At 73.8% G+C, this 3,218-nt stretch carries 4 protein-coding genes; 2 read left to right on the top strand and 2 right to left on the bottom strand.

The annotated features are described in order from the left end of the window. Together H5J30_RS23585 and H5J30_RS23580 are read right to left on the bottom strand one after the other, a co-directional pair. A partial coding sequence (locus H5J30_RS23585) for an oxygenase MpaB family protein (RefSeq protein ID WP_181789376.1) occupies nucleotides 1-573 on the bottom strand: 573 nt, incomplete at its 3' end. Nucleotides 574-696: 123 nt separating this feature from the next. Beyond that, nucleotides 697-1,482, bottom strand: a complete 786-nt coding sequence (locus H5J30_RS23580) for a class I SAM-dependent methyltransferase (RefSeq protein WP_181789375.1) — start codon at nucleotides 1,480-1,482, stop codon at nucleotides 697-699. Between the two features lie 273 nt (nucleotides 1,483-1,755). Here H5J30_RS23580 and dhaK point away from each other — a divergent pair, with 273 nt between their 5' ends. Together dhaK and H5J30_RS23570 are read left to right on the top strand one after the other, a co-directional pair. Then, on the top strand, nucleotides 1,756-2,748 hold the full coding sequence (gene dhaK / locus H5J30_RS23575; protein ID WP_181789374.1) for a dihydroxyacetone kinase subunit DhaK: 993 nt from the start codon (nucleotides 1,756-1,758) through the stop codon (nucleotides 2,746-2,748). Between the two features lie 93 nt (nucleotides 2,749-2,841). Then, on the top strand, nucleotides 2,842-3,218 hold a 377-nt coding region (locus H5J30_RS23570; RefSeq protein ID WP_181789373.1), incomplete at its 3' end, for a DAK2 domain-containing protein.

Here is a 3,218-nt window from a genome sequence, read left to right as displayed (position 1 = left end):
GGCGTCGACGTCGGCGGATTCGGGGGTGGCGGCCAGCTCCGGGTTCACCCGTGCGAAGTACGCGGCGAGGGCGGCGGCGCCGCCGGGGACGGCGGCCGGTTCGAGGCCGACGAGGCGGGCGGCGGTGCGCTGTTCGCGTATGTAGGCGTCGGCGTACGCGTCGGGGATCGTCAGGCCGGAGCGGCGGGCGACGTGGAGGTAGGAGTCGACCTCGGCGCAGTGCACCCAGAGCAGCAGCGCGGGTTCGTCGACGCGGTAGCGGTCGCCGGTGGCGGGGTCGACGGCGCGCAGGCGGCGGTGGATGCCGCGGACGCGTGCGCCGGCGCGCTCCGCGGCGGGGGTGGCGGCGTAGGTGACGGTGCCGACGAAGGCGGCGGTGCGCATGAGCCGGCCCCAGGCGTCGGCGCGGAAGTCGGAGTTCTGCATGACGCCGCGGACGGCGCGCGGGTGCAGGGCCTGGAGGTAGAGCGCGCGGACGCCGCCGATCCACATCACCGGGTCGCTGTGCAGTTGCCAGGTCACGGACGCGGGCCCGAACAGCCCCGGATCCGGCTCCCCTTCGGGCACGCCCATACGGACCCCTCCCCAACGGCGCGCGGGCGCCCACCGTGCGCCGGGTCCATTGTCACCTGCCGGGCGCGCACGCCGGAGCCCGGGTCGCCGTCCGGTTCGTACGGGCGCCGGGGGCGTCCGGGGTCAGGAGTCGGCGGGGAGGCGTACGCGGATCTTGGACTGGCCGTGCGGCAGCTTCTCCCAGTCGGCCATGAACTCCGCCCGCAGGCCGTGCTTCTCCGCCAGCGCCACCAGGGTCTCGGTGCGGTAGTAGAAGTCCTCGCGCAGCACGTGGTGCTCCGCCGTCTCCGTACGGTCGAAGGTGAAGTCGAACCAGCCGTCGGGCCGCAGCACGCGGCCGACGTGCGCGAGGCATTCGTCGATGACGTGCGGCGGGGAGTGGGAGAAGACGCTGTGCGCGTGGACGACGCGGAAGTGGCCGTCCGGGAGGAAGGCGAAGGTGAGGTCCCGTACGGGCGTGAGGCGCGGCAGCTTGTCCTGCAGTCCGTGCCGCACGACGGTGTCCTGGGCGGCGAAGAGGATGTCCGGGGAGATGTCGAGCCCGTAGTAGCGGCCGCGCTCCAGGTAGTCGATGAAGCGCCAGCCGGCGCGCAGGTTGCCGCAGCCGATCTCCAGCATGCGGTCCCCGGGCCGCAGCCCGTGCTCCACGAGGTAGTCGAACTGCATCTTGCCCAGCGCCAGCCAGCGGTCGTGCGTCCTGCTGCCGACGGCCGCCTCCGGGTCGGCGGCGGAGTCGGAGCGCATCACGGCGCGGTAGTACGCGACGTGGTCGCGGGGGTGGCGCAGGCGCAGCCAGGCGTCGCGGCCGGCGCGGGCGAGGTAGCGGGGGACCCGGTCCGGGTGGCGCGCGGCGTAGCGGACGCGGTGGGTCAGGCTTGTCCGGTTCGCTGTCAGGTTCTTCCTCGGCAAGGTGCACCTCAGGTGAATTCCGGTGGAACGAGCGTGGGACGGATGCGGGACGGGTGTCGTACGGGCCGGACGGTGGCCGCAGAGTCTAGGTGCCGAACACGCATGCGCAAGCGGGCCGCACCGGCGAGCGTCCGTTCGGGCGATCGACGCGAAACCTCCCGTACGGGGGTACCTCCGACGCCTGCCCAGGGAGTGACCGGGACCGCCGCTGCCGTGATACTGGGCAAGCCAGAACCGATCGTCACCGGGCGCGAACGCCACCGGAGGTACCCCATGCGAATGCTCATCAACGTGCCGGAGACCGTGGTGCCGGACGCCCTGCGCGGCATGGCCGCCGCCCACCCGGACCTGAGCGTGGACGTCGAGAACCGGGTGGTGGTGCGGCGCGACGCGCCGGTCACCGACAAGGTCGGCCTGGTCTCCGGCGGCGGCTCCGGGCACGAGCCGCTGCACGGCGGCTTCGTCGGCCGCGGGATGCTGGACGCCGCGTGCGCCGGCGAGATCTTCACCTCGCCCGTACCGGACCAGATGACGCGGGCCGCGGCGGCCGTGGACGCCGGCCGGGGCGTGCTGTTCATCGTGAAGAACTACACCGGCGACGTGCTGAACTTCGACATGGCCGCCGACCTCGCCCAGGACGAGGGCATCCAGGTCGCCAAGGTGCTCGTCGACGACGACGTGGCGGTGACCGACAGCCTCTACACGGCGGGCCGCCGCGGCGTCGGCGCGACGCTGTTCGTGGAGAAGATCGCCGGGGCCGCCGCCGAGGAGGGTGCGCCGCTGGAGCGGGTGGAGGCGCTGGCCCGCAAGGTCGTGGAGTCCTCGCGCAGCTTCGGCGTCGCGCTGAGCGCGTGCACGACGCCGGCCAAGGGCAGCCCCACGTTCGACCTGCCGGACGGCGAGCTGGAGCTGGGCATCGGCATCCACGGCGAGCCGGGCCGCGAGCGGCGCCCGATGATGACGTCGCACGAGATCGCGGACGTGTCGGTGGACGCGGTGCTGGCGGACCTGCGGCCGTCCGGTCCCGTGCTGGCGCTGGTCAACGGCATGGGCGCCACCCCGCTCATCGAGCTGTACGGCTTCAACGCGGAGGTGCAGCGGGCACTGACGGAGCGCGGCGTGTCGGTGGCCCGTACGCTCGTCGGGAACTACGTGACGTCGCTGGACATGGCGGGGTGCTCGGTCACCCTGTGCCAGGCGGACGACGAGCTGCTGCGGCTCTGGGACGCGCCGGTGCGCACGCCGGGGCTGCGCTGGGGGCTGTGAGGCCGAGGTCCTGCCGGGGCCGTCCCGCGGGATCGCGGGACGGCTTCCTGGCGGAGGGTCCGCAGGGGTCCTGACAGGCAGGTACGAGAAGGGATGCGGGACGTGCTCGACGCGGAATTCTTCCGCCGCTGGATGCTCACCGCGGCGGCGGCGGTCGACGGGGAGGCCGACCGGCTCACCGAGCTGGACTCGGCGATCGGCGACGCCGACCACGGCGCCAACCTCAAGCGCGGCTTCACCGCCGTGCGGGCGGCCCTGGAGGAGGCGCCGCCCGAGACGCCGGGAGCGGTGCTCGTGCTCGCGGGGCGGCAGTTGATCTCGAAGGTCGGCGGCGCCTCCGGCCCGCTGTACGGGACGCTGCTGCGCGGCACCGGCAAGGCACTGGGCGACGGCGCCGAGGTCACGGACGCGGCGGTGCGGGTGCTCGGCAGCCAGGTGCGTACGCCCATGCTCTGCAGTCGGCCGGCCAG

The sequence above is a fragment of the Streptomyces phytophilus genome (assembly GCF_013870535.1).
GTDB classification, from domain to species: domain Bacteria; phylum Actinomycetota; class Actinomycetes; order Streptomycetales; family Streptomycetaceae; genus Streptomyces; species Streptomyces phytophilus.
This window is presented reverse-complemented; position numbering and strand designations above follow the sequence as displayed.

Excerpts from the sequence above, each read along its gene's own strand:
- dhaK (WP_181789374.1), top strand. The coding sequence starts at position 1,756 with ATGCGAATGCTCATCAACGTGCCGGAGACCGTGGTGCCGGACGCCCTG.